Origin of the sequence: Actinopolymorpha pittospori, from assembly GCF_014873875.1 — a bacterium.
GTDB classification, from domain to species: Bacteria; Actinomycetota; Actinomycetes; order Propionibacteriales; family Actinopolymorphaceae; genus Actinopolymorpha; species Actinopolymorpha pittospori.
This window is the reverse complement of record NZ_JADBEM010000001.1, coordinates 5,119,222-5,143,433: the sequence shown is the minus strand read 5'-3', so window position 1 is coordinate 5,143,433 and position 24,212 is coordinate 5,119,222. Positions and strand designations below refer to the sequence as shown.

Sequence of the window (24,212 nt, the reverse complement as noted above, 5' to 3'; positions counted from 1 at the left end):
GCGTGGACAACCCGCGCTCGGACCATCCCCGCTTTGGCTGTCCTTGCCGGATCACTCGTCATCGCCGGTAGCAACGCCCCGGCAGCCCAGGCCCGGTTGGCCGTACCGCAGGAGGGGCCGCCAGCCCGGGCGGTGGCCGCGCTCGCGAAGTCAGCCGCTCCGCTCCAGGCACCAGATCCCAACGTCACCGTCGATCCGGCCCTGTTCGAGGACCTGTCCTACCGCGACATCGGCCCCAGCCGGGGTGGCCGGGTCACCGCCGTGGAGGGCATCCCGAGCCAGCCGTCCACCTTCTACATGGGTGCGACCGGCGGAGGAGTGTGGAAGACCACCGACTTCGGCCAGACCTGGAACAACATCTCCGACGGCTTCTTCGACAACGGCTCGATCGGCGCCATCCGGGTGGCGCCGTCCGACCCCGACATCATCTACGTCGGAACAGGGTCGTCCGGGCTGCGCAGCAACGTCATCATCGGCAACGGGGTCTACAAGTCCACCGACGCCGGCAAGACGTGGACGCACGTCGGGCTCGAAGGGGTCGGGCAGATCGGCCGGATGGCGGTCGACCCCAAGGATCCCAACACGGTCTACGTGGGGGCGATCGGCGACCCGTTCGGGTCGGGTCCCGAGCGGGGCGTCTACAAGACCACCGACGGTGGCCGGACCTGGAAGAAGGTCCTCTACATCTCCCCGGAGATCGGCGTCTATGGCCTGGTCCTGGCGCCGGGCAATCCGAACGTCGTGTACGCATCTGCGTGGCGCGCGCAACGCAAGCCGTGGACGATCATCAGCGGAACGACCGTCAAGGACGGCGCCGGCATCTACAAGTCCACCGACGGCGGCAAGTCGTGGAAGCACCTGTCGAAGGGGCTGCCAGACGGCCTGGTCGGAAAGATCGACCTGTCTGTCTCGGCCGCGGATCCCGAACGTGTCTACGCCCTGCTGGAGGCTCCGGAGCCGAAGGAGGGGCTCTACCGTTCCGACGACTCCGGCGAGTCGTGGACCTTCGTCAGCGGCGACGACCGCCTGATGGAACGCCCCTTCTACTACACGAACATGGAAGTGGATCCGACCAACGCCGACGTCGTTTACGTGCTCGACGAGGGGTTCTTCAAGTCCACCGATGGCGGCAAGACCTGGCAGACCAGGCCGACACCGCACGGTGACAACCACGACCTGTGGATCAGCCCTGACAACCCTCAGATCATGATCGAGAGCAACGATGGTGGCGCGAACGTCACGCTGAACGGTGGGCAGACCTGGTCCACCCAGTTGAACCAGCCCACCGCCGAGCTCTACCAGGTCGACCTGAACGACCGCTTCCCGTATTCGGCCTGCGCGGGCCAGCAGGACGCCAGCACGATCTGCGTACCGAACCTGCCGCCAGGCACGCACGCCACGGCGGGTCCGACCGCGTGGTGGCAGAGCATCTCCGGTTGTGAGACCGGGCCGGCTGTGCCGAAGCCGGGTGACGCCGACATCATCTACGGCAACTGCAAGGGCGAGTTCAGCGTCTACAACCTGCGCACCGGCCAGGAGAAGAACACCGGGGTTGGCAACTATTACATGTACGGCCACGCGCCGAAGGACCTGCCGTACCGGTTCCAGCGGACCTCGCCTATCGAGGTCTCGTCACACGATCCGAAGGTGGTCTACTACGGATCGCAGTATGTTCACCGCACCACCGACGAGGGCGAGCACTGGCAGCGGATCAGTCCGGACCTGACCGCCCGGCCGCCCGGCACGCAGGGCATCTCCGGTGAGCCGATCACACGCGACGTCACCGGTGAGGAGTTCTACAGCACCCTGTATGCGATCGAGGAGTCACCCCTGGCCAAGGGACTGATCTGGGTCGGTTCGAACGACGGGCCCTTCCACGTCACCCGCAACGATGGGAAGAAGTGGACCGACGTCACCCCGGACAGCCTGCCGCCCGGCGGGCGGGTCCAGAACATCGAACCGTCCCCGCACGATCCCGGCACCGCCTACTACGCCGTCTACCGCTACCTGCTCGACGACTTCCGGCCCTACATCTACAAGACGGAGGACTACGGGCGTAGCTGGACCCTGCTGACCGACGGCAAGAACGGCATCCCCGCCAACGCCCCGACCCACGTGATCCGCGAGGATCCCGAACGCGAAGGCCTGCTCTACGCCGGCACCGACCTTGGGATGTACGTCTCCTTCGACGACGGCGCCCACTGGCAGCCCTTCCAGCAGAACCTGCCGCGCACGCCAGTCACCGACATCAAGGTCCACGACGGAGACCTCGTACTCTCGACCATGGGGCGCGGGTTCTGGGTGCTCGATGACCTGACTCCATTGCGTCAGCTGACCGCGAAGGTCGAACAGGCCAAGCAGTACCTGTTCGCTCCCGACGACGCCTACCGGATGCGTTACTCCACCTCGGGCGGCATGTACCCACCGGCCGGGGCGTTGATCGACTACTACCTCGCGAAGGAGCCCGCTGGCGAAGTAAAGCTCGAGATCCGCACCAAGGACGGTCGCCTGGTTCGCGCCTTCTCCAGCGAACCCGCCGGTGACAACCCGCCGTTGGAGCGTGCCGGCACACCGGTGATCCCCAAGGGTCCCGGCATGCACCGCGTCCAATGGGACCTCGCCCACCACGGCCCCTGGGACGCCAACGTCAACAACCGGGGCGAGGATGGCCCACTGGCCGTACCCGGCACCTATGAGGTGCGCCTGACCGTCGGGAAGTGGAGCCAGACCCGCACTCTGAAGGTGGTCGAAGACCCGCGCGTGACGGCCGAAGGAGTCAAGCAGGCCGACCTGAACGAGCAGCTGGGACTCAGCAAGAAGATCGTCGACACGCTCAGCCAGGCACGACGGACCGCCGCCCGCATCGAAACCGCCCAGCAAAACCTCGCCGACGAGACCGGCCCCGAGGCGGACAAGGCCCGTCAGCAACTCGCCGAACTCGAGGCCACCATCGTCACCGATCCGAACGAACCCAGCTATCCGCAGCCGATGTTGATCGACCAGATCGACTATCTGTACGGGATGACGACACATGCGGACCAGAAGCTTGGCCGCGACGCCTTCACCCGTTACGGGCAAGTCCACGACCAGCTCAACGACGCCGTGAAGAAACTAGACAACATCCTCCACACGTGCGGGACGCTCTGTAGCTGAGTCAAGCGCCCGCATGTCCAGCGGCGGCCGGCGCATCCCGCCGGCCGCTGCTCGAGGAATAGATGTCGGCAAGGCGCACCTCTCGGCGAGGGAGGAACCGCCTCTCCAAGGAGGCACCCCGCAACATTGGGCAGGGCATTCAAGGCTTCATGACCCACGCTGACGTCTACGCCTTCCCACACAGCACTTCGACTTCCACCGCCGCCAGCTAACTTCCGCGCCGAGCGACATCCGCCCTCACGGCCTCGTTGAAGCGGTCGCGGCCCGAGCCGCCTACGGAGCGGAGAGCGGCCAAGACCGCTGCGGAAGGAGGCGCAAAGACCGGGACTACAAGCGCCGTCAGGCGGCGGGCAAGACGTCGGGCAGCATGGCGCCTATGGTGTTGAGCCTGTCCCCAGAAGGGCTCAGGCAACCCGTCGGCGTCGCGCCACGTCTGCGGTTCGTGACGAATTCTTTGAAATTGGCGGCAACCTTCATGGTGCTTGCCGCTGTGACCGGATGTGGATCCATGTCGGGCGTCGAGCCCGGCAGCCTCGACTCGGATGCACCTACCGGCGACACGGTGACGAGCGCGAGCACCGCCACGACCGGAACCGCCACCGCCGGAACCGCCACCGCTACCCCAGTGCGCGTCACCAGCGTGCCCACCCCTAGTGCACCGCCCAGGCTCACTGGCCCGGCAACACTCACCGCCACGGACGTCAATGCGACGGTACGACTGCACCGTGGCCAGTCCGCACACGTCATCCTTGCCGGGACGGGCGGCTTTGCCTGGCACGTGCCCGCCGCCACCGGAACTGTGGTGCGCCGAAGCGATGCAGGCGGCGGCTACCCAACCCAGGAGCCCGCCCGCGCCACCTTCACCGCAATCCGGATCGGCAGGGCCGTGATTTCGGCAACCGATGACATCGGCTGCCTGCATACTCGTCCGGCCTGCCTACCACCAACACGTCTATGGCAGGCCACCATCATCGTTGAGTGATGCCGCCTGAACGGTCGCGCATTGCAGCCGACGCTGCCAAACTCCGAGGACCTCTGGCCGGTCACCTCAACCGGAACTGGTCACTGACTAGCCACCTCAGGCTATGTCCTCGCTGAAAGCGATGCTCGCCCGGCTGGTAGCACGATCGCCCTCGTCTAGATCAAGCGGCCTGGTCGTAAGCCGCATCGTACGGCGTCCGGTTGCCGAGCATGGCGTGGAGGACGTTGATGCGTCGTCGAGCGGAAGCAATGACGGCCTGCTGGTGCGTCTTGCCCTCGCTGCGGTTGGGTCGGCCCGAGGCGCGGTGCCGATCTTTCGACTGGTTGCTCGGCCATCTCAACCTCGACACCACCCGCGGCTACACCGCTGTGTTCCCCGAGGAAGTGATTGCCGCACACCAGCACTTCATCGAACGCCGCCAAGCACGCTTGGCCGAGGCGCAGGACAGGGCCTGGCTCGGTGAAGTCGCCGCATTGGAGGAGTCGCTGAAGCATCTGCGCCAGCGTCGCGCCGAGGCCGAGAGTCAATCGGCCGCCGCTGACGCCCCGGCTCGTTGACCTGGGTACAACTGTCGGCGCTCTCACATAGCATCCCGGCAACTGGCCTGAGTGTGACTCGCCGGCTCCAGGAGGTGTCGTGGACGCGGTGCGCTGGAAGACTGCAACGTTTGCCGGTCATCAGCTCCGATACGCGGTGGCCGGGAGCGGCCCCGCGGTGGTGATGCCGAAGAAGGACCGCGGCTCGTATGTACCGTTCGAGCGACTCGCGGACCAATACACGATGGTGCAGATCGAGCCGCTCGGGTTCTGCCGAAGCGACCGCCCAGACCCCTACCCCTCAACCGGCATTCACGAACAGATCCTCGCGGTCTGCGACCAAGAAGACATTCCCGAGTTCGCGGTGTGGGGCTTCTCGCAGAGTGGCGCAATGGCCTGCACGATCGCTCAAGCAACTCCCCGGACTCGCCTGATGGTGTGCGGCGGGTTCAACGTGCTGCGTGGTTGTCCGACGCGTGGCTTGCCCGGATGAACCGAGAGCGCCGAGTCTCAGTCGGCCCCCGGACCTTCTGGAACTCGTTCCATAGCTACAACTGGCACGCCGAGCTTCGTCGGATAGCAGCACCGAAATTGATGTACTGGGGCACTCTGGACGCGCAGCGCGTATCGCTCAAGGACCAGCACATCCTTCGCGGTCTTGGGATCGATGTCGCCGAATTCGCTGGTCTTGACCACGGCGGCTGCGGTCTCGGCGATCCTGACAGCCCAGCAACGGCCGTGGTGCCCGATTGGCTGAAGCACCATGGGTGGTGACCTGACAAGGCGGCGGGCGGTCAAGACCGAACCCAAACCGGGTCAGCGAAGTTAGTGGGGGTCGGCTGGCACAGCGCTCCACTTGGCCAGTCGGAGATTGGCCAAATCGAATACACCAGTGGCCAATCTTCGAATGGCATGTCGTTGTTCACGGCCGTCTCGGCCGGCGCCGCGGCTGGGTCAGCCTGGCTTGACCGCCAGCGTCGCAAAATAGTTCGACATGTATTGGGCGGATGCGTTGGATTGGTCCGGTGCTTCTGCGAAGCCGGTGAGGACGAACCCCGCGGCGAGTTGCCCGCCGATCTGGTCGGTGAGGGTGTGACTATATTCAAGAGGGGCATCCGCGCCGAACTTCGTGGCGCGTTCCTCGGCGGAGTACTGCGTGACATCGCTGTAGGGCAGCTTGTGCACGACGACCAGCTCGCCGCGCTCATCGAGGGCCTCGTGGTCGAACAAGTACACATCAGGGTTGAGGAAGCCCACGAGCAGAGTTCCGCCCGGTCGCAGGACGCGGAAGCACTCACGCCACACCGGTGCCAAGTCGGGTACAAATAAGTTCGAGACCGGGTGGAACACCAGCTCGAATGCTGCGTCGCCGAAGGCGTCGAGGTCGCGCATGTCACCCAGGACGGTGCGCAGCTCGAGTCCGTCGCGCGCCGCCACCATCTGGTCCTGGCCGAGCTGGCGGGGCGAGTTGTCGAACACGGTGACCCGCGCCCCTGCGGCGGCGAGGATCGGACCCTGCTGGCCACCGCCGGAGGCCAGGCACAACACGTCCTTGCCGGTCAGGTCCGTCGGCAGCCAGGAGCGGTCGACTGGCTCACGCCCGATGAGAACAATCGACCAGTCGCCCATGCGGGCGCGCTCGACATCCTCAGCACTCACCGGCCTCGACCACTCGTTGCCCTCCTGGACATACTTGTCCCAGGCTGCCCGATTATGGGCACCGGGGTCGACGACAATGTCCTGCACGTTTAACTCCCTGCTACAGCCAAGCGGACACCAGCAGTACTGACAGTTCGGTGCCGCTAGCCAACACGATCACAGGTGCGGGCTCAACGAAATTAGCGGGCGTCGAGGTGCCCACGTGACGTGCCAACGGTCCACGGCGGTCTGCCAGACCCCGCGGACCTCGTCGGGGATCCATCTCGGCCGTCCTCGGCGGATCTCGTCGATACCGAGCACCTGCACCGGCTCGGGCTGGGCCGGCAGCACCGCCCGGGCGTGACTGGTGAACGCCGCCGCGACGACCGGCCAGGACAGCGCATGGTCCCGAGCCGCCTGGACGACCGTGCGGCCCTGATCGGCCACCGCCGCCCCGGCCGCAGCCCGTAACCGTGTGGTTGGCCGCTTGCGCGGCGGTACTGCCGGGACCGACTCGGTGAACGAGCGACGCCGGCACGCCGGCTCGTCGCAGCGCCAGCGGCGCTTGGCCCACACCAACCGCGGTCGGCGGCCACCGACCGGCAGGTCACGCGGCCGGGTCACCCGCCGGCCCTTCGACCGCCGCGCCTGGGTGCCACAGTCCGGGCAGTAGCGTGCCCACTCGTCAGCGGTGACCAGGTGCACCACCGGTCCGTCGGGGTCGTCGGCGACCCCGACCACGGCCAGGCCGTCAAGGCCCAACAACCGCGTCGTATCGTTTACCACGCCCGTAGCTCTTCTGTTGTGATCATCTTGCTTCGACAACAACATGATCTACGAGAGCTGCGGGCATCTATCAGTCAGGGTCCACAGTGGAACCCCGCCCGGCGCTCAAACCCCCACCAATTTCGAAGAGCCCCCAAACCTCAGCAACGTTCAATGCAGGTTGACAGGTTCAGTGAAGGTACCCGTCGAACTTCGGTTCGTCGCGGACCCTTCGGCAGGCGGTGGGGGCAGGCGGTCGATGCTCTTGGCGAGCATGGGCTCGATCGGCCCACGGAGACGCACTGCGGAACCTCGGGTATTGCGGTCTGACCGCCCCTACGGTAGGTCCCTGCTTGTTGATCAGCGTCCGGGGTTCCTTCCGACGTGCCCGCCCCACCTCCCCATGGGCGTGGCCGGCAGGCGCGAGGTTGGCTCGCCCCGAACGTGCGCACAATGATGTCGTAACTCGCCGTCACCCCGCTCTTACTGTCCACAGACTGATGGGCTTGCTTGTCAACCGGGGCGCCTGTCGCTTCCGCGTCCAGGGCGATCCCCGACCTTGAGTCCTATCCGACGGGTTGGTCTGCCTGCTCACAGGCACCGTCTGGCTTGCCGGGGTCTGCGCAACAGGCGTTGGCGCCTTCGGGTGTGACGGCGGCGAGGCTGGCTAGGAGTTGGACCCTCTTTGTCAGGCTGGTGTGAGACACCCCGAGTGAGTACGGGGGTTCCTGACCGAGGGCGGGATCGGAGATCCTTGTGCACGTGTCCCCACCACCCGACAAGCAGCCCAGGCCGTCCACCCCTCCGGCCGAAGAGACCGATCCGGCACCCCGACCGTCACGACGAGTGTTCAGCCCGGAGTACAAGCTGATGATCGTCGCCGAGTACGAGAACGCACCCAACGGCGAGAAAGGCGCGATCCTGCGCCGCGAGGGCTTGTACTCCTCCCACGTCATCGAATGGACACGGGCCCGCGACGCCGGCGCCCTGTCCGACGCGACCAACACACCAGTCCCGGCGGGCCGACCGAGGAAATCCGCCGAACAGGTCGAGTTGGAGAAACTGCGCCGCCAGAACGAGAAACTGAAATCCGAGCTGACGAAAACACGGATGGCGTTGGACATCATGGGAAAAGCGCACGCGCTCTTGGAAGGACTCTCCGAGAGCGCGGAGAACGAACCTCCGTCGAAGACGTCATGAAGGCCTCCCTCACGCAGTTGCGTGCGGCAGCGATCTCCGTGCAGAAGGCGTGTGCGCTGACCGGGATCTCCCGGGCCACCCACTACCGCCACGCCAACCCCAAGCCCGTGGTGCACGGTCCCCGGCTACCACGCACACCACCGCCGCAGACGCTGACCCAGGCCGAGCGCACCCGCGTGCTCGACCTGCTCGCGAGCCCTGCCTACGCGGACCTGGCGATCCCCCAGGTCTGGGCTCGTGAGCTGGACGAGGGCAGGTACTGGTGCTCAATGTCCACCATGTATCGGATCGCCCGCGCCGCCGGGCAGACCTCCGAGCGGCGCCGGGTAGCCACCCATCCACCACGAGTGCGACCGGAGTTGGCTGCCCGCGGCCCAAGTGAGGTCTGGTCGTGGGATATCACCGCGTTGAAAGGACCGGCCAAAGGCGTCTGGTACAAGTGTTACGTCATCCTCGATATCTTCTCCCGCTACGTCACGGGGTGGTTGGTCGCTGCAGCCGAGGACGCGGTGCTGGCCAGAGATTTCCTCACCGACGCGGTCAACCGTAACGGGGTCGAACCACACACAATCCACGCCGACCGAGGCGGGGCCATGGTCTCCAAACCCGTGTCGGAGCTACTGGTCGATCTAGTGTTGCGTGATTCTGGTTGCGTTACTTTTCGTGTTGTGGCTCGTTGACTCGGTGTGGAGCTTTCGGTGGAGCAGGACGCTGAGTTGCGGGCGTTGGTGAACAGTCGGGATGTGTCGGCTGTGCTGGCGACTCGGGCGCGGATCGTGTTGTGGCATGGGGAAGGTCGGCGTCGTAAGGACATCGCGGAGTTGGCGGGGGTGTCGTTGCCGACGGTGGATCGGTGGGTCCGCCGCCACGCCGAGCATGGCCTGGCCGGGTTGGAGGATCGTGATCGGGCTGCGCCGCGGGTGCAGGTTCCACCGCGGGTGCGGGCTCGGGTGGTGGCGTTGACCAGGACTTCTCCGCCGGTGGAGACGGGGCTGTCGCACTGGTCGACCCGTGGGTTGGCTGGGTATCTGAAGCGGGTCGAGGGGATCTGTGTGTCGTGGAGCTATGTGGCTCGGGTGTGGCGGGAGGAGGGGCTTGCGCCGCACCGGCATGCCACGTTCAAGTTGTCCAGGGATCCCGCGTTCGCGGAGAAGGTCTCCGATGTGGTCGGGTTGTATCTGGACCCGCCCGGTGGTGCGGTGGTGCTCTCCATCGATGAGAAGACTCAGATCCAGGCGTTGGACCGGACCCAGCCGTTGCTGCCGTTGGACTTCGGCGTGACCGAGAAACGCACCCACGACTATGTGCGGCACGGTGTCACGAACCTGTTCGCCGCTTTGGATGTGGGCACCGGCCAGGTCGTCGGGGAGTGCAGGCCGACCCGGGACGGGGTGAACTTCCTGGCCTTCTTGAAGAAGGCCGTCAAACCTCATACGGGCAAAGAGGTCCATGTCGTGTTGGACAACCTGTCCACCCACACCACGCCGGAGGTGGAGGCCTGGCTGGAGGAGAATCCGCACGTCAGGTTCCACTTCACCCCGGTCGGATCGAGCTGGATCAACCAGATCGAGACGTGGTTCGGGATCCTGACCCGCCAGTCGATCCGCCGCGGCACCTTCACCTCGGTGAACGTGCTGATCAAACAGATCAAGGACTACATCGACACCTGGAACGTCGACGCGAAGCCGTTCGCCTGGACCGCTACCAGCGAAGAGATCCTCGCCAAGGTCCGCCTCGTCCAGACCAACATCAAGAAACTCGTCGACAACAACGCGAAATAACGCGACCAGAATCACGCAACACTAGGCGTCCTGCGGTCCCATTCCCGTCCCCGCACATCGAATGACTGTGATGATTTTCTTATGCCTCCCCGGGCCGGGTCTGACCCCTCTAATGACCGGCCTCCGGTGCCTTCGGGTTGATCTGTCGGCCCGTGTCCGGGGAGGCGTCTGGCCCGCCGGCCGGTCGGGCAGTGACCTGATAGGAGCCTGGCCTAGAGGCCCCGTCGCAGTCCTGTCCGCCCGCCCGTCCGGCGGTGACCACCACCACCGCTCACGACGGAGGAGACAGCCATCACCAGCATGCCGCACCCCGAGGACAACCGGCGGATCACGATCGGGGTGGACACCCACGCCGACACCCACGTCGCGGTCGCACTCAGCCAGCTTGGGGCCCGCCTGGACGAACTACATATCCCGACTACGCAGACTGGCTATGACCAGCTCGAGCGGTGGGCCGTCGCGCTCGGCCAGGTCGACGCCTTCGGCCTGGAGGGCACGGGTTCCTACGGTGCCGAACTCGCCCGGGTGCTGCGCCGACGCGGGCACCGCGTCATCGAGGTCAACCGGCCCGACCGGGCCACCCGCCACCGCCGCGGCAAGAGCGACCCCATCGACGCGGAGATGGCCGCCAGAGCCGTGCTGTCCGGTGTCGCCGCGAGCACTCCCAAGCACGCCGACGGCGACGCCGAGATGCTCCGCATGCTCAAGATGGCCAAAGACTCCGCGGTCAAGACCCGCACCCAGGCCATCAACCAAATCAAGGCGATCCTGGTGACAGCACCAGCGCAGCTGCGGGAGCAACTGGCCGACCTAGCGGTTGGCAAGCTGCTTGAGCGCTGCGCCGCGTTCGAACCGGGCGAACTGACCACACCAACCGCAGTCGCCCACCACACGCTGCGTCTCCTGGCTCAGCGCAACCTCGCGCTGCGGGCTGAGATCAAGGCACTGCAGGCCGACATCGCACGCCTAGCCGGCCGCGCCGCGCCCCGACTCCTCGACGTCTTCGGCATCGGACCCGACGGTGCCGCGCAGATCCTCCTCACCGCCGGCGACAACCCGCGGCGGCTACGCTCCGAGGCGGCGTTTGCCGCGTTGTGCGGCTCGAACCCGATCCCTGCCTCCTCAGGCAAGACCAACCGTCATCGACTCAACCGCGGTGGGGACCGCCAAGCCAACGCCACGCTCCACCGTGTCGCCGTGGTACGCCTACGTTGGCACGACCCCAGCCAGAAGTACATGGCCCGCCGCCTCGCCGAAGGCAAGAGCAAGGCCGAGATCATGCGCTGCCTCAAGCGCTACATCGCACGCGAGATCTACCACATCCTGTGCCCAACGCCACGCAGAGCCGCCGCCACCGGAACAGATCTTCCCCAAGCCGCTTGACATCTATAGGAGCATCAACCCCTACTCAGAAGCCCAATTCAAAACCATGAAATACGTGCCAGACTTTCCGCAGCGATTCGGGTCCCTGCAAGACGCCCGCAACTTCTGCGACCGCTTCTTCGCGGCCTACAACCACGAGCACAGGCACTCCGGGATCGGCATGCACACCCCAGCCTCGGTGCACTTTGAGGTGCCCCGAACCTTCCGGACAGCGGCCCAACTAAGATTGGGTAATCCGGAAGGGAAGAAAGTTGCCACAACACCGCAGGAACTACTCTGCCGAGTTCAAAGAAGAGGCCGTGAAGATGGTGGTCGAGACCTCTCGTCCGATCGCCCAGGTTGCTAAGGAACTCGGTGTCCACGAGGCGACCCTTGGCAATTGGGTCAACGACTACCGTCGCGAGCATTCAGATGACGAGCCGGCGTTGACCGTCAGTGAGCGCGCGCGGCTTCGTGAACTCGAGCGTGAGGCGCGGGAACTGCGCATGGAGAACGAGTTCCTGAAAAAAGCCGCAGCGTACTTTGCCAAAGATCATCGGTGAGCGACACGTTCGAGTTCATCGACGCGGAGTATGCCACAAACATCGCTACGAACACCGAACCCACGCTGTCCATCGTAAAGATGTGCGCGCTCCTGGAAGTGTCCCGGTCCGGATTCTATGAATGGCGTGGCCGGCCGATGTCGGCAACCTCCGAACGGCGCGAAGAGCTTAAGCTTTTCATCAACAAATCTTTCGACGACTCCGACGGCACCTACGGGTACCGGCGAGTCCATGCGGACCTGGCCGACTGGGGCGTGCCGTGCGGGCCCGAGCTCGTCCGGTCCGTGATGCGCGAGCTGGGCTTGGAGCCCTGCCAACCCAAGCCCTGGCGGTTGAGCCTGACTGAGGGGGACGGGTTGGTTCCTCACATCCCCGACCTCGTCCAACGCGACTTCACCGCCGACGCCCCCGGGCAGAAGATGGTCGGCGATATTACCTATATCGAAACCTGGGAGGGATGGGTTTATCTGGCGACCGTCATCGACTGCCACACCAAGGCAGTGATTGGGTGGGCGATGGACGACAACTACAAGACCCAGCTCATCGAGAAGGCTATCGAAATGGCCGCCCGAAATCACGACCTCGCCGACCAAGCGATATTCCACTCCGACCGCGGCAGCAACTACACGTCTGCCACGTTCGCCGCGACTCTGAAGAAACACAAGCTCAGTCAATCGGTCGGGCGAACAGGAATCTGTTACGAGGTGAGTCAGCGGCGGGAATTTCACCCGCCGCTGCTCTCAGAACCCGGCGTGACAGTCTCCCGTCACCGGGCTCCCACCGTCGAACCAGTAGGCATCGCGCCGTGTTTCCAGTGAGCGAACATCGCTGGAAACGCTGACGCTATCTCGGCCAGTTTCCGGCGCGTCTTTCCCTTGGCACGGCGCAGTCGCTTGTATTTCCGCATCGCCCACTTCACCAGGAAGGGATTGATCTGCTGCTCTAGAAAGTGCATCAACCTGGACTTGTAGAAGCGCCCATAGTAGTTGATCCACCCCGATACGATGGGATTGACCATCGCGGCGAGGCCCCGAAAACTCAGACTGGTCCTGCGACCCAGCTTCCACTGCCGGATGACCCGCGCCATCGACTTCAACGCAGCCTTGCCGACGAGCGGGACGAACCCGCACATCAGCACGCCGTCACGGCGACGGATAGGGGCGCGACGAAAATCGAAGCCCAGGAACGTGAAGCTCGTCACCGGGTACTCCTCATCTCGCCCCTCCTGCTTGCAGTAGACGATGCGGGTCTTGTCCGGGTGACAGACCAACCCGAACTCCAGCAACCGTTCGGCAACAACATGGCGAATGAACTTCGCTTGCCGCTGACTGTAACAGTGCAGGACAACGTCGTCGCAGTACCTCTCGAACCGCACCACCGGATACTTCCTGGCCAGCCAGGAGTCCAACGCGTAGTGCAGGAAGAGATTCGACAACAATGGTGAGATTGCCGATCCTTGTGGAGTTCCCTTGACGGGAACGACACGACTACCGTCTGGCTGCTGAACCGGCGCGACAAGCCACCGTTTCACATACAGCACAACCCACGGCAGGTCGGTGTGTTTCTCCACCGCGGCGACGATCTGAGCGTGCGGAACGTTGTCGAAGAAACCCTGGATGTCCAGATCGACCACCCATGGGCGTCTCCAGCACCGCTGCTTGCACACCTCCACCGCGTCCAGCGCAGACTTCCCTGGACGATAACCGTAGGAATCGGAGTGGAACACGGGGTCCACGTCCGGCTCCAGGATCATCGCCACGGCCGTCTGCGCTATCCGGTCGGCGATAGTGGGCACTCCGAGGATCCGTGTGCCACCATCCGGCTTCGGGATGGGAACGGCCTTTACCGGCGCTGGGAAATAACTCCCCGACGACATCCTGTTCCAGAGCTTGAACAGATTGTTCTGAAGATCCTCTTCAAACTCTGCCAACGACTGCCCGTCGACCCCTGCCGCACCCTTGTTGTCACTGACTTTCAGGTATGCCTTCCATATCAGCGTTCTCGGAATGTCAAACGACTTACCTGCTGATCTTGTCTCGCCCACGCAATTCCTCCCGTGCTTGGTTGATCGCTGGACGACACTCGACGACACGTCTCCTTCGCTCCGCGCCCATTACGGGCGCTTCATCACTACTACGAGACGTTCCGCCCTCCTGGCACGTGCCCGGTACTCTGCGGCTCGCGGATTAGCCGCTTGCCGATCTCCCGATGGGTTCCTGCTCCAATCCACTGGAACCCGTGTCGTGCCGAGGAGTTCTCCTGTTCCGCTGCAGAGCCGAAGCCAAACTCGCGCCATCTTCATGCCGGGCACCGCCAGAGCAGTAGACAGGTTTCCCTCTGACTTATCCCAGGACAGCATTAAGGCCCTAGTTTTGATGCCCCCTGGCTTAACGACACGTCGTCGATGGTTCACTCTCGTTCGCCTTCTTGGCTCATACCTGCCGCCTCTCACGACGGCTTTTCCGCGGACGTTCACCACCATGGCTCATTCACCACAGCAGCTCGCGGCGGTTTGGCACCAGTACCTGTATACCGATACCGAAGGACCTACCTTCATCTCTGCAACAGCATGGTCACTGCCGATCATTCTGCCTTCTACAACAGAAAACCTCAGCTCCCTTCAGGACACACCAACGCCATGGCCGAATCGTTCTTCGCCGCGCTCAAGAACGAACGCGTCCACCGCACTCAGTATCCCACCCGGGCACACGTGTACCGTGACATTGCTCGGTACATCGAGCTACGCTACAATTCCGTACGTCGCCACTCAGGGCTCCAGTACCGGACCCCGAAACAGGTCTACAAAGAATACCTGAACCGGCAGCTCGCAGCGTGAATTAGTCGCTAAATAGCTGTCCGGAAGGTTCGGGGCGCATCACTTCGGCACCGCCGACCAGATCCGTATCCAGCGACAGCACACCCTCAACCAGGCCTACGCTGCGCACCCCCAACGGTTCACCCGGCGCCCCCGACCACCCCACCTTCCCGAGGTCGCCTGGATCAACCAGCCCCTCGAGCAGGAACAACCCATCCGCTAGGCACAACCTGTCTCACTTGACTTGACACCTTCCGGGACGGGGGCGGCGAGTTGGTCGCAGCACAGTGCGTAGACCCCGTCCTCCTGGTCGGGCTCGGGGTCAACAGTCTCTTCGGCTGGTGGTGGGCCGACCCGCTGGCCGCACTGGTCATCGCGGGCGTCGCGGTCAAGGAGGGATTGGAGATATGGCGTGGTGACGCATGCTGCACGGTGCCGGTGACCCAGCTCGTCGACGGGGGGGTCGACCCGACGGACGACGTGTGCGGTTGTGGACCCGGGTGCGACTGCTGCGGATCCACACAGACCAAAAACGGTTCCGCCTGACACGCAGCTGATCGACCGAACGGTAAGGCTCCGCCATCTGTGGCGCTCGGGGCGCAGCCCAATCGTTCTCGTCAAGGTTTGTTGTTGAAGAGCAGTGGTCGGTTGGTGTGGGTGAGTAGTCCGGAGAAGGTCGTGGAGAGGCTGTGCTGGTGGAACGAGGATCCAGCGTTGGACTGCCAGGGCGGCCGACAGTGCTGGCTCGCCCGCGATGACGGCGCCGGGTCATTAGGACTAGCGCGGCTGCGCTGAGAAGTGCACCCGTTCGCGCAGCTTCGTGTCTCATGCGTCGAGATCGGGCTGGGAAGACGGCCCGCCACGGTCCTTGGCGCTGGTGGCGTGAGCGTCGGTGTGATCGGAGGGGGCGTGTTGGTGGTGCAGGCCGGTGAGTCGTGTGAGGGCGGTGAAGCCGTCTGGCGTGCCGGGCCAGTGTCGTTGGACGGCGTCGAGGCCGGCGTGGCGCACGACGGAGCGCAGGACGAGGGTGACGATGATGGCGTCGTCGGCGTAGCCGAGGATGGGGATGAAGTCGGGGATCAGGTCGATGGGGATGGCCAGGTAGACCATGAGTAGGCCGAGCCGGATTCGCACCCCGCGGGGCAGGGTCTTGTCGGCTGCGATCGAAGCAGCCGGAGCAGGTCGGGAAGCAGCCGAAGCGCTTCCTTGAGCAGTGGCCCGGATGGTTTGGCCGTCCACATCACCGCGACGAGCAGCAGCCAGCACACCAGGACGGCGGCCACGATTCCGATGACGATCTCCAGCCATGTCGGCACGGTGTCCTCCTGGAGTCCTGGATTGCTCCCCGGGTTCTAGTCGTTGTTGACGGCGCGAAGCCGGGCGGATGGGTTGCTGACTGGTTCGCTGGTCTCGGTGGCGAGGGCGGCGGCTTCAAAGCGGGCCAGGGCTTCACGGCACCGTTCGACCGTGCCCGGGCGGCGGTGCCGCCGTCGGCGTCGAAGTAGTCGCGGGCGGCGATCTTGGCCAGCCACTTGTCGAACCGCTCAAGGTCGGCCTCGGATTCTTCGACCTCCGCATAGGTCGTCCGGCCGCGGGCGGTCTCCTGCTCCAACTCAGCCAGGAACGCCGGAGCGCGTTCGACGACCTCGCCGTACTCGGCGTCGCGCTCGGCGCGCTGCTGCTCGATCAGCCGAGCCAGCTCGCCGTCATCGGTCACCCGGATATGCAGCACACGAGCCTGACCGCCCTGATCACGCACCCGGGCAGCAAGCCGGGCGATGGTCTTGGCAACCGGTGGCCGGTCGGGCAGCAAGCACACCGACTGCTGCAGGTAGACCGCACCGAGCTTGCGCAGAGTGCGCCAGACATGAACCCGCAGCGAACCGGCTGACCCGGTAGACACCGTGATCAGCAGCCACTCCCGATCCGACCTGTCCGTCATGCTACGTACGTTACATGGGTCTGATACGTTCCCAAGGACAGGTGGTCGACTGGTGAGGAGTCCTCAATGTGGAGCGATCTCGACCAGAGCCTCGAACTTCTCGGGATGTTCGTCGCTGGCGTCGTACTGCTGTTAGTCGTGTTGCCGCGAGTGGAAGACGACCTGAACGATCGGGCTGACCCGGCGCGGACCACTAGCCGGAGCCGCAGAAATGCCGCCTTCCACGCCTGGTGGCGGCACCGGAACCCGCGCCAGCGCTCCGGGGAGGGCGGCGATCGAGACTGAACAGCCCGCCTCGCGCGATAGTCGGCACGCTCGTGGGAGCGGGGTCGTGCGATGACCTGGTGGGCTACGTCAGGCTGGACGGGTGAGTTCTGACCTGTTGGCCACGCTGGTGGTGGCCTCGGCTGCGGCATGTGCTCTGGCCCTGCTGTCAGCGGTGGCCGGGTTCGGCGGTGGCGTGTTGCTCCTGCCGGTCTTTACGCTCCTATTCGGGCTGCGTGTGGCCGTTCCGATGCTCACGCTGACCCAACTGTCGAGCAACGCCGCCCGCGTGTGGTTGAACCGCAGGCACCTGCGCTGGCCACTGATCGGCTGGTTCGCCGCCGGTGCAGTGCCGATGGCAGTCGCCGGAGGTCTGCTGTTGACTCAGGCCCCGCTCGGGCCGCTCCAGCGCCTGCTCGGCGTTTTCCTTATCGCCGTGGTGGTGTGGCGGCGAGTAAACCCGCACCCATCCAAACCCACCGACCGAGCGTTCGCCGGCGTCGGCGCGGCCTCCGGCCTAGGGTCAGCGCTACTCGGGTCAGTCGGTCCTTTGACCGCACCCTTCTTCCTCGCCTACGGCCTGACCCGCGCCGCCTACATCGGCACCGAAGCAGCCAGCGCCCTCACCATCCATCTGACCAAGATCGCCGCCTACGGTGCTGGCGACCTGCTCACGCCCCGCGCACTGCTCTACGGGGCCGCACTGACCCCAGCCACCCTGGCAGGCGCCTGGGCCGGCAAGAAGATCGTCGGCCGGATCAGCGACCGAGCCTTCATCGTCCTCGTCGAACTCGGGCTACTCGCGGCCGGCGCCCTCTTCCTCGCCGGCATCTAGCGTTCGTTACGCCGCCGCCATGCCGTGACAGGGGTCGTAGGCGCGGTGGCTTCGGAGTATGGCGTGGAGGACATTGACACAGCGACGGGCGAGGGCGCGAGCAGCTGTCCGGCGACCGGGCCGGTACGAGCCTGGAGTTGCCAGGTTCGTCCGACGCCACCTGAATCGGGATCGCCCGTTACCCGAACTGCCCGGGCTGGTAGTCGCCCCCGAGCTGTTGGGTGATCACGCGGTTGAAGGCGTTGATGACGGCGATCTGGGACACCAGGGCCATCAGCTGCTCCTCGTCGAAATGCTTGGCCGCGTTCACCCACGCCTCGTCGGTGACACGACCGCCGTCGGCAAGGCGCTTCGTCGAGCCCGTGCGCTGCTGGTCGACCTTCGCGAGCAGACGCGTCCGGACCTTCCCGGCCTCACGCCGGTCACGCGTGGACTCGGTGAGGTAGGTGTCTTTACCGGTCAGCTGGTCGGGTCCGGCGTAGACGAGGACCTGAAACGAGTTGCCGCGCAGGCGCACGAAGCCACGCGTACGCCACCCACGGCCCCCTTCGCCGGCGCCGCCGCCGACACAACCATTGACAGCAAGTCGACAGACCAGGCCGCCAATCACGGCATATGCCCAGGTCAGATGCGGTGGGCCGCCTGGGGATCGAACCCAGAACCCGCGGATTAAAGGAGGGCCGGCCAGTCCATGGCGAGGCGTCTCACGCCTGCTGACCTGGCCGTTTGCCTGTCAGACCTGTCACAGATGGCCCCCGACGACGGCGTTTCATTGACATAACCATTGACAGACCTCTGGGCGGCGGGTGGCACCTTGTGCGAGCGCGCTCACCGCGACGTACCCGATCCGGCCCTTCGAGCATCGGCGCGAGCAGCTTGTCGGTGGGGCGGGCGCGCAAGGTGCCATCGGCTGAGGTCCTCCGCGTTCATCATCACGCGTAGGTATTTGGGTCGGAGTTTCGGGCGGGGCGCGGCTCCCAGCGCCGCCTCGTGCGGTTCCCCTTCGAGGGCGTCGATCAGCCGCTCGGCCTCGTCCGCGGTGATCTTGCCCTCGGCCAGCATTTCCAGGACCTGGCGACGCTGCTCGTTCGTTGTTGCTCCACCCTCTTTTGACTCACCTGACGCTTACCAGCATGGCCGTTCGGCCGTCCTCAATCTCGAACCGGGTGCCGGGCAGCGCGCACAGCAGTTGCCCGGTGCCGCGCAGCGCGCGCTGAGCGCCAGCGCCCTACGAGTCTTGCAGGCGCCACCCTTACCAACGAATGCGATCTTCATGAACGGACCCTCTCGAACTGTCTGGGGGCCTTTCCTAACCATATGCACTGTGCGTGTCAAACGGGTCGTCCTGTCTCCGTCAACCCGACGTTGCTCCCACGCGACCGCCCTACTCTCCACCGAGATCGATTGGACGATCAGATCGCGACACTGATTGGTGAGACACGGAGATCGCTCGGACCGTGCGTGTGGCGGCTTACGCGCCGGGTACCTGTCCTTGCGCGGGCCGAGCTGTCCCTGGTGGCCGCACACCCGTCGCTGGTCCTAGTAGCTGGAGCCCCTGAGGGATGTACGCCACTCAAGGCTGGATCCCGGGACGAGAGGAGAGCATGTCATGACAACGATGCCGATGAGGCGCGCCAGAGGTGTCCGCCTGCACGGGATGGAGCCGTCGATGATGCTGCGACGGGACCCATTTGCGGACGTGCAGGAACTCGTCAACCGGATTGGCGGGTTGGTCCAGCAGTCAGTGGAGACCGAGACCGAACGTCCGTGGATTCCGACCGCCGAGATCGAGGAGACGGACGATGCTTACGTCGTCAAACTCGAACTGCCCGGCATAGCGGCTGACGACGTCGAGGTCGGGGTTCGTGATCGCGACCTGTGCGTCAACGGCGAGGTCCGCGAGGAAGAAGAACAAGGGTCCAACGCGCTGCGAGTTCGCATTGGACGCTTCCACTACCACACGACACTGCCATCCGACGTGGAAGCCGACAACGTCGAAGCCTCGATGAACGAGGGTGTGTTGACGCTGCGCATCCCCAAGCCCCAGCAGGGCCAGGGGCGCCGCATCCAGATCACGAACGGGCACGCTGAAGGCGGGCGGCAGGAGAAGAAGAGGTCTGGCAGCCAGCGTTCCTGACACACCCCTGCTTGGAGCGTCCAGTGTGACGCCGGCGCGGCGCGGCGCGTTTCGTGTGCGGGTAGGGAGCAGGAGAACGGGGTCGCGGGCGATGCTGTGGCCATCCTGACTGTCAACGCCGGATCGCACAGCGTGCACCTGGTCTATGTCGACAACGGCTCCGCGGCGGCGAGGTTGGATCTGAGCGAGCCGCCCGGGTCGGCAACCGCCATGAAGGCGGTGGGCGCCTTCGTCGAGCAGCATGAGGTTCCCCATGCGGTCGGCCACCGGCTGGTGCACGGAGGCGACGTAGTGCGTCAAACCACGGTGGTCGACGACGAGGTCCGCGGCGCGCTGGACGACATCTCCGACCTCGCACCCTTGCACGTGCCGCCCGCGCTGGCGCTGCTCGACCGACTGCGGTATCAACTGCCGGACGTGCTCCACGTGGTGTGTCCGGACACCGCGTTCCACGCCGACCTCCCGGTCGTCGCGGCCACCTACGCCCTGCCCACCCTGTGGCGGTCCCGCTGGGGACTCCGCCGGTACGGCTTCCACGGACTCTCCTACGCCTGGGCGAGCCGACGCGCGACGGAGCTGCTCGGGCGTGACACCAGTGAGCTGCAGATGGTCATAGCGCATCTTGGCGGCGGCGCCTCCGTCTGCGCCGTGGACGGAGGACGCAGCGTGGACACCTCCATGGGCTTCACGCCGCTCGACGGCGTTCCGATGAGCACCCGGTCGGGAGCGGTTGACCCCGGCATGCTGATCTGGCTGCTCAGGGACGGCCGACTGTCCCTTGACGAACTCGCCCACGGGCTCTACCGAGAGTCCGGACTGCTCGGGCTCTCCGACCGGCGCTCCGGTGACACCCGGGAACTCGTCGCGGCTGCCGTTGACGACCCGACCGCAGGACTCGCTCTCGACGTCTACGTCCACCGGGTACGGCGTGAGATCGCCGCCGCCGCGAGCAGCCTCTCCCGGCTCGACGCGCTCGTGTTCACCGGAGAGATCGGCTGGGACCAGCCAGAAGTCCGCCACGGCGTCTGCCTCGGTCTGGGGCAGCTAGGCGTTCCCACTCCCGTACGCGGCAATCGAACCGACGACGGTAAGGTCAGTCCTGATAGCGCACGGGTCACGGTTCTGGTCATCGAGACCAGGGAGGACCTCCAGATCGCCGTCGAGACGCGGACCGTGCTGCGTTCGCGATCAGCCTGACCACAGGGCCGCGTACTTCGGGCCGAGTTGTGCCACGACGTCGTGGAACTCCTCGCCGACCGCCTCGCGCAGCGTGGTCATGACCGCTCGAGCGTGGGCGAGCGCCTCCTGCGGTGGCACATCTTCCCGCTCGGCCACCCGGGCAAGGAACCTCTCCACTGACATCCGCTGGGCCTGGTCGGCATCCGCGGACCTGCCCGCTCGCAGGGGGTCGTGGAGCGGGGAGGGCAACCTGCTGATCAGATCGTCGACCTCCCCCGCGGCGATGCGCTCGGCGAGGGTCTGGAGAACGGCATCGGTGACCCGACTGGCATCGCCGTCATGGAGCTGGGCACGCTGGGCAACCCGCTCGAGGAAGGCTGCGGCCGGAAGGATTTCCGGTCCGGTGGGCAGGACAAGTACGAAATCCTTGGGCAGCTGCGCGACGAGGTGGGCGAACTCGCGCTCGCTCAGCGCACGCGAGAGTGCCGTGAAGACCCCGCTTGCGGCCCGCGTCGCGGTCGGAAGGTCCATGTCGCCCCGCTCCGCCACGCGGCGGATGAACTCGTCGACATCGAACCCCTCTGCTGGATCAGCGGTGAACAGCAGTGGACCCAGCTCCGCCGGGAGCTCACCAGCGAGATGACGTGCTTCGGTGGGGGAGATCCGCTCGGCCAGGGTCTGCAGGGTGGCAGCGGTAGTGCGGTCAGCCCCGACTCCTGTGGCCCCGCCAGCTCGTTCCACGATGGTCAGAAACTGGTCATAGTCCATGTTCTTGCATCTCTTCGCTGCGAAGGGTGGAGCCCGGCCGACCGACGGATCCTGGTGGACCGGCGCCGGCCGAGCAATTCCAGCTGCCGCGGCGGCCGCAAAGTGCCCAAGAACTCCGGCGGAGTTCCAGGTGCGGCCCTCACTTCACGCCGTCGAGCATGCCGTGAAGATGAGCGGCGGCTGATTCGATGTCGTCATACTTACGTTGGGCCGCACGTGACTCCGCGCTGATCACTCCGCATCGGTGAATCTTCGCGAAGTCACCGTAGGGAAACTTGTAGTGCGCCTTTGTGTCGACAGGTTCCTCATCCTCGATACCGAGGTACCACTTCCCATACTCTCGGAAGCCGTGCTCCTCGAGGTAAGCATTCTCGTCTTGGCTGGACGGCCGATGCTCGCTCCACGCGTCCCGGTCGTCGATGACGTACCTTCCGTCCTTGACAAGTCGTTTGGCAAAATCGAATGCACTTTCGTTCAGCTTGGTGGCCATGATCTCTCACCTCCCAGTGAGGACTGAGTCTGTGCTCGGGTTCATGATGTGCCGCCCGCCGACATTGGTCTGTCCGCGTTCGCTCTCCCGACAGTCATCGGCACTCCCCAGTTGAGATGTTCGTGCACCAACCGCGCAGCCATAGCACCTTCGCCGACCGCGGCGGCGACCCGCTTGATCGAACCACCGCGGACGTCTCCCGCTGCGAAGACGCCGGGCAGGTTGGTCTCAAGCGCGAGTGGTCGTCGCCCGACGGCCCGCCTGAACGTCGGGTCCTCCGCGCCGGTGACGATGAAACCGTCCTCGTCCAGCGTGACTTGTCCCGCCAGCCAGGACGTGCGCGGGCGTGCGCCGATGAACACGAAGAGAGCGCGCGCCTCGATTCGGCGGCGTTGTCCTGTCCGGTTGTCCTTGACGACGAGTCCCTCGAGGGCCCGGTCCCCGAGCAGTTCACGCACCTCGGTGTGAAGGGCGACCTCGATTCGCCGTGCGTGCTCGATCCGATCGGCGAGGTAACGCGACATGTCCGCCGCAAGATCGTCACTGCGGACAACGAGGTGAACGCAGGGGACGTGCTCGGCGAGGAAGAGGGCGGCCTGTGCGGCGGAGTTGCCGCCCCCGACGACCGCAACCGGATCACCCATGCACCACCGCGCTTCCTGCAGGGTCGCGGCGTAGTAGATGCTCGTTCCCTCGAACTCCTCCAGACGCGAGACGTCGAGCCTGCGGTAACGCGCACCCGTGGCGATCAGTACAGTCCGCGCGGTGATGGGCTCGTCCCCTTCGAGCCGGACCGTGTACTGACCACCTTCCTGCTGCAGTTCCGTCACCTCGGTCGGAACACGCATCATCACGCCGAACTTCTTTGCCTGGAGGACGGCACGCTCCGACAGTTCGGCGCCGGAGACCCCCGACGGAAAGCCGAGATAGTTCTCGATCCTCGACGACGTCCCCGCCTGACCGCCGGTCGCGACCGCGTCCAGCAGTTCGGTCGCCATACCTTCTGAGGCGGCGTACACCGCCGCCGCGAGGCCGGCTGGTCCGGCGCCGACGATGAGCAGATCGCAGCGCGCCGCGGGGGCGGCGGACATCTCGATACCGATGAGTCGGGCCAGGTCGGCGTTGGTCGGGTTGCGGAGCACCTCGCGACCGCACCAGATCACCACGGGCGTCTCCTGCGGACTGATGCCGAGTTGACGTAGAAGCGCCTCGCCCTCGGGGTTCTGCTCCAGGTCGAGGAACCGATGCGGTAGCCGGTTCCTGGCGGCGAACTCTCGCAGTCGCTGAGTGTCGGGCGAGTAGCAGGAGCCGAGGATGCGGAATCCGGCGCCTTGGCCGATCAGCATCGCCCTACGGAGAAAGTAGGCGCGGAGGAGAACGTCGCCGATGGTCTGGTCGTTGGCCACCAGTTCGCGAAGGCGGTCGCGCGGGACCGCGAGGACCGCTCCTGCCTCGATCACGAGGGCGGTGTAGAACGCGGGCTGATCGACGAGCAGGCTCAGCTCGCCCAGGAATCGGCGGGGCCCATGTACGCTGATGACCTGCTGCTCGTCGGTCCCGTAGTTCGCGATGTTGGCGATCGTGCCGGCGAGGATGATGAAGAAGTCGTACGCTTCCTCGCCTTCCCGGAAGAGCACGTCGCCGGCTCTGGTGATCCGATGCTCTCCCTGCGCGGCCAGCGCCTCGATCTGCGGCTCGGTCAGGCGTGGATACGCGCCTTGAAGATCGGGTGTCTCGGGTAGGGGCTCGGGCATAGTCATCGCGGTGGCCTCGTTCTCCCTGATCTGGGGTCCGAGCTTCTA

The 24,212-nt window shown here is 65.4% G+C and carries 23 protein-coding genes and 2 pseudogenes; 15 read left to right on the top strand and 10 right to left on the bottom strand.

Features of this window, described 5'->3' with window-relative positions; genetic code table 11:
- Positions 1-33: 33 nt before the first annotated feature.
- From HEB94_RS24220 to HEB94_RS24205, 4 genes are all read left to right on the top strand, one after another.
- Positions 34-3,153 (top strand): WD40/YVTN/BNR-like repeat-containing protein, encoded by a 3,120-nt coding sequence (locus HEB94_RS24220; RefSeq protein ID WP_202896517.1) that lies wholly within the window; start codon positions 34-36, stop codon positions 3,151-3,153.
- Between the two features lie 376 nt (positions 3,154-3,529).
- The gene (locus HEB94_RS24215) at positions 3,530-4,135 is read left to right on the top strand and encodes a hypothetical protein (protein ID WP_192752017.1); all 606 of its coding nucleotides are present in this window, start codon (positions 3,530-3,532) and stop codon (positions 4,133-4,135) included.
- A 323-nt stretch (positions 4,136-4,458) separates the two neighbouring features.
- Positions 4,459-4,692 (top strand): hypothetical protein, encoded by a 234-nt coding sequence (locus HEB94_RS24210; protein WP_202896516.1) that lies wholly within the window; start codon positions 4,459-4,461, stop codon positions 4,690-4,692.
- Positions 4,693-4,771: 79 nt separating this feature from the next.
- Positions 4,772-5,164: an alpha/beta fold hydrolase gene (locus tag HEB94_RS24205; protein WP_192752016.1), complete on the top strand. Its 393-nt coding sequence runs from the start codon at positions 4,772-4,774 to the stop codon at positions 5,162-5,164.
- A 461-nt stretch (positions 5,165-5,625) separates the two neighbouring features.
- On the opposite strand, the gene HEB94_RS24200 is transcribed toward HEB94_RS24205, so the two are convergent.
- Both HEB94_RS24200 and HEB94_RS24195 read right to left on the bottom strand, forming a co-directional pair.
- Positions 5,626-6,417 carry a methyltransferase domain-containing protein gene (locus HEB94_RS24200; RefSeq protein WP_192752015.1) on the bottom strand — a complete coding sequence of 264 codons (792 nt, stop codon included), beginning with the start codon at positions 6,415-6,417 and terminating at the stop codon, positions 5,626-5,628.
- A 69-nt stretch (positions 6,418-6,486) separates the two neighbouring features.
- Complete coding sequence (locus HEB94_RS24195; protein ID WP_202896515.1) at positions 6,487-7,095, bottom strand: transposase family protein; 609 nt, start codon at positions 7,093-7,095, stop codon at positions 6,487-6,489.
- Positions 7,096-7,944: 849 nt separating this feature from the next.
- Here HEB94_RS24195 and HEB94_RS24190 point away from each other — a divergent pair.
- From HEB94_RS24190 to HEB94_RS24160, 7 genes and pseudogenes are all read left to right on the top strand, one after another.
- Entirely contained in the window at positions 7,945-8,274 is a 330-nt protein-coding gene (locus HEB94_RS24190; protein WP_192748057.1) for a hypothetical protein, read from the top strand.
- Positions 8,271-8,954: a DDE-type integrase/transposase/recombinase gene (locus HEB94_RS24185; RefSeq protein WP_192752014.1), complete on the top strand. Its 684-nt coding sequence runs from the start codon at positions 8,271-8,273 to the stop codon at positions 8,952-8,954. Before HEB94_RS24190 ends, HEB94_RS24185 begins: the two co-directional genes overlap by 4 nt.
- Before the next feature lie 18 nt (positions 8,955-8,972).
- Positions 8,973-10,055, top strand: a complete 1,083-nt coding sequence (locus tag HEB94_RS24180) for an IS630 family transposase (RefSeq protein WP_202896514.1) — start codon at positions 8,973-8,975, stop codon at positions 10,053-10,055.
- A 300-nt stretch (positions 10,056-10,355) separates the two neighbouring features.
- On the top strand, positions 10,356-11,438 hold the full coding sequence (locus HEB94_RS24175; protein WP_192752012.1) for an IS110 family RNA-guided transposase: 1,083 nt from the start codon (positions 10,356-10,358) through the stop codon (positions 11,436-11,438).
- Between the two features lie 16 nt (positions 11,439-11,454).
- A pseudogene (locus tag HEB94_RS24170) lies at positions 11,455-11,625 on the top strand (integrase core domain-containing protein); the annotation flags it as partial.
- A gap of 64 nt (positions 11,626-11,689) precedes the next feature.
- Complete coding sequence (locus HEB94_RS24165) at positions 11,690-11,980, top strand: transposase (protein ID WP_273376281.1); 291 nt, start codon at positions 11,690-11,692, stop codon at positions 11,978-11,980.
- Positions 11,977-12,798 carry an IS3 family transposase gene (locus HEB94_RS24160; RefSeq protein ID WP_192751940.1) on the top strand — a complete coding sequence of 274 codons (822 nt, stop codon included), beginning with the start codon at positions 11,977-11,979 and terminating at the stop codon, positions 12,796-12,798. The genes HEB94_RS24165 and HEB94_RS24160 overlap by 4 nt, the downstream gene beginning before the upstream one ends.
- Here the strand turns inward: HEB94_RS24160 and ltrA are convergent.
- Complete coding sequence (gene ltrA / locus HEB94_RS24155) at positions 12,747-14,024, bottom strand: group II intron reverse transcriptase/maturase (protein ID WP_192751939.1); 1,278 nt, start codon at positions 14,022-14,024, stop codon at positions 12,747-12,749. The genes HEB94_RS24160 and ltrA overlap by 52 nt on opposite strands.
- A gap of 360 nt (positions 14,025-14,384) precedes the next feature.
- On the opposite strand from ltrA, the gene HEB94_RS54730 reads away from it, so the two are divergent.
- Positions 14,385-14,816: an integrase core domain-containing protein gene (locus HEB94_RS54730; protein ID WP_420481543.1), complete on the top strand. Its 432-nt coding sequence runs from the start codon at positions 14,385-14,387 to the stop codon at positions 14,814-14,816.
- 804 nt (positions 14,817-15,620) lie between these two features.
- Here HEB94_RS54730 and HEB94_RS24145 read toward each other — a convergent pair.
- A complete protein-coding gene (locus HEB94_RS24145) occupies positions 15,621-15,929 on the bottom strand; it encodes a YkvA family protein (protein WP_337917951.1) in 309 nt (102 codons plus the stop codon).
- Positions 15,930-16,035: 106 nt separating this feature from the next.
- Positions 16,036-16,737: a Chromate resistance protein ChrB gene (locus tag HEB94_RS24140; protein WP_192752009.1), complete on the bottom strand. Its 702-nt coding sequence runs from the start codon at positions 16,735-16,737 to the stop codon at positions 16,036-16,038.
- Positions 16,738-17,104: 367 nt separating this feature from the next.
- On the opposite strand from HEB94_RS24140, the gene HEB94_RS24135 reads away from it, so the two are divergent.
- Complete coding sequence (locus HEB94_RS24135) at positions 17,105-17,836, top strand: TSUP family transporter (protein ID WP_192752008.1); 732 nt, start codon at positions 17,105-17,107, stop codon at positions 17,834-17,836.
- 178 nt (positions 17,837-18,014) lie between these two features.
- Here the strand turns inward: HEB94_RS24135 and HEB94_RS50960 are convergent, their stop codons facing one another.
- Together HEB94_RS50960 and HEB94_RS24125 are read right to left on the bottom strand one after the other, a co-directional pair.
- Entirely contained in the window at positions 18,015-18,353 is a 339-nt protein-coding gene (locus HEB94_RS50960) for a carboxymuconolactone decarboxylase family protein (protein ID WP_192752007.1), read from the bottom strand.
- A 311-nt stretch (positions 18,354-18,664) separates the two neighbouring features.
- A pseudogene (locus tag HEB94_RS24125) lies at positions 18,665-18,910 on the bottom strand (SHOCT-like domain-containing protein); the annotation flags it as partial.
- Between the two features lie 583 nt (positions 18,911-19,493).
- On the opposite strand from HEB94_RS24125, the gene HEB94_RS24120 reads away from it, so the two are divergent.
- Complete coding sequence (locus HEB94_RS24120; RefSeq protein WP_192752006.1) at positions 19,494-19,973, top strand: Hsp20/alpha crystallin family protein; 480 nt, start codon at positions 19,494-19,496, stop codon at positions 19,971-19,973.
- A gap of 96 nt (positions 19,974-20,069) precedes the next feature.
- Positions 20,070-21,170 (top strand): acetate/propionate family kinase, encoded by a 1,101-nt coding sequence (locus HEB94_RS24115; protein ID WP_192752005.1) that lies wholly within the window; start codon positions 20,070-20,072, stop codon positions 21,168-21,170.
- Here HEB94_RS24115 and HEB94_RS24110 read toward each other — a convergent pair.
- The 3 genes from HEB94_RS24110 to HEB94_RS24100 form a co-directional block, all read right to left on the bottom strand.
- Complete coding sequence (locus HEB94_RS24110) at positions 21,162-21,920, bottom strand: DUF2267 domain-containing protein (protein WP_192752004.1); 759 nt, start codon at positions 21,918-21,920, stop codon at positions 21,162-21,164. The genes HEB94_RS24115 and HEB94_RS24110 overlap by 9 nt on opposite strands.
- Positions 21,921-22,059: 139 nt before the next feature.
- On the bottom strand, positions 22,060-22,410 hold the full coding sequence (locus HEB94_RS24105; protein ID WP_192752003.1) for a hypothetical protein: 351 nt from the start codon (positions 22,408-22,410) through the stop codon (positions 22,060-22,062).
- A gap of 41 nt (positions 22,411-22,451) precedes the next feature.
- On the bottom strand, positions 22,452-24,170 hold the full coding sequence (locus tag HEB94_RS24100; protein ID WP_192752002.1) for an FAD-dependent oxidoreductase: 1,719 nt from the start codon (positions 24,168-24,170) through the stop codon (positions 22,452-22,454).
- Positions 24,171-24,212 lie beyond the last annotated feature (42 nt).

What these genes read in the sequence shown, in the direction of transcription:
- HEB94_RS24215 (WP_192752017.1), top strand. Translation starts at nt 3,530, where the DNA reads ATGGTGTTGAGCCTGTCCCCAGAAGGGCTCAGGCAACCCGTCGGCGTC.
- HEB94_RS24190 (WP_192748057.1), top strand. Translation starts at nt 7,945, where the DNA reads ATGATCGTCGCCGAGTACGAGAACGCACCCAACGGCGAGAAAGGCGCG.
- HEB94_RS24185 (WP_192752014.1), top strand. Translation starts at nt 8,271, where the DNA reads ATGAAGGCCTCCCTCACGCAGTTGCGTGCGGCAGCGATCTCCGTGCAG.
- HEB94_RS24175 (WP_192752012.1), top strand. Translation starts at nt 10,356, where the DNA reads ATGCCGCACCCCGAGGACAACCGGCGGATCACGATCGGGGTGGACACC.
- HEB94_RS54730 (WP_420481543.1), top strand. Translation starts at nt 14,385, where the DNA reads ATGGTTCACTCTCGTTCGCCTTCTTGGCTCATACCTGCCGCCTCTCAC.
- HEB94_RS24140 (WP_192752009.1), bottom strand. Translation starts at nt 16,737, where the DNA reads ATGACGGACAGGTCGGATCGGGAGTGGCTGCTGATCACGGTGTCTACC.
- HEB94_RS24120 (WP_192752006.1), top strand. Translation starts at nt 19,494, where the DNA reads ATGGAGCCGTCGATGATGCTGCGACGGGACCCATTTGCGGACGTGCAG.
- HEB94_RS24110 (WP_192752004.1), bottom strand. Translation starts at nt 21,920, where the DNA reads ATGGACTATGACCAGTTTCTGACCATCGTGGAACGAGCTGGCGGGGCC.
- HEB94_RS24105 (WP_192752003.1), bottom strand. Translation starts at nt 22,410, where the DNA reads ATGGCCACCAAGCTGAACGAAAGTGCATTCGATTTTGCCAAACGACTT.
- HEB94_RS24100 (WP_192752002.1), bottom strand. Translation starts at nt 24,170, where the DNA reads ATGACTATGCCCGAGCCCCTACCCGAGACACCCGATCTTCAAGGCGCG.